Below are 1112 nucleotides of genomic sequence, written 5' to 3' on the forward strand. Positions count from 1 at the left end.
TTGAACAAGCTGGAGGGTGTGACCGCGTCGGTGAATTACGCCACCGAGAAGGCGCGGGTGGACTTCCCCGAAGGGGTGAAGGTCGAGGATCTGGTCGCGCAGGTGGAGAAGGCCGGTTACACCGCCGAGCCGCCCCCGCCGCCGACGACCGGCATCGGGACCGGGGCTGAGGCCGGTTCGGCGCAGGCGCCCGCCGATCAGGGTGAGGATGCGGGGTTGCGGTCGTTGCGGCAGCGGTTGGTGGCCTCGATCGTGTTGTCGGTGCCGGTGGTCGCGATGGCGATGGTGCCGGTGTGGCAGTTCACTTATTGGCAGTGGTTGTCGCTGGCGTTGGCGGGGCCGGTGGTGGTGTATGCGGGGTGGCCCTTCCATCGGGCGGCGTGGACGAATCTGCGGCATGGTGCGGCGACGATGGACACGCTGGTGTCGCTGGGCACCCTGGCGGCGTTCGGGTGGTCGTTGTGGGCGTTGTTCTTCGGGACGGCGGGTGAGCCGGGGATGCGGCACGGGTTCGAGTTCTCGATGACCCGCTCGGACGGGTCGATGAACATCTATCTGGAGACCGCCGCCGCGGTGATCGCCTTCATTCTGGCCGGGCGGTATTTCGAGGCGCGGTCCAAGCGGCGTGCGGGTGCGGCGCTGCGGGCGCTGCTGGAGCTGGGCGCCAAGGAGGTCTCGGTTCTGCGTGAGGGCCGGGAGGAGCGGATTGCGGTCGAGGCGCTGGTGGTCGGGGATGTGTTCGTGGTCCGGCCGGGGGAGAAGATCGCCACTGACGGGCTGGTGGTGGAGGGGTCCTCGGCGGTGGACGCCTCGCTGCTGACCGGGGAGTCGGTCCCGGTCGAGGTCGCCCCTGGTGATGGGGTCACCGGCGCGACCGTCAACGCCGGCGGCCGGCTGCTGGTCCGGGCGTCCCGGGTGGGGGCCGATACGCAGTTGGCGCAGATGGCGCGGCTGGTGGAGGAGGCGCAGGGCGGTAAGGCGCGGGTGCAGCGGCTGGCGGATCGGATTTCGGGGGTGTTCGTCCCGGTCGTGATCGCGTTGGCGGCGGGGACGTTGGGGTTCTGGCTGGGTACCGGGACCGGTACGGCCGCGGCGTTCACCGCAGCGGTCGC

Annotated in this window: 1 protein-coding gene; it reads left to right on the forward strand. The window is 70.6% G+C overall.

All coding sequences use genetic code 11. The features are described 5' to 3' along the window. Nucleotides 1–1112, forward strand: a 1112-nt coding sequence (locus ABD340_RS47785) for a heavy metal translocating P-type ATPase (RefSeq protein ID WP_344598855.1), incomplete at both ends; no start/stop codon positions are given.

This window comes from Actinomadura vinacea (assembly GCF_039532545.1).
In the GTDB taxonomy this organism is placed as follows: Bacteria; Actinomycetota; Actinomycetes; order Streptosporangiales; family Streptosporangiaceae; genus Spirillospora; species Spirillospora vinacea.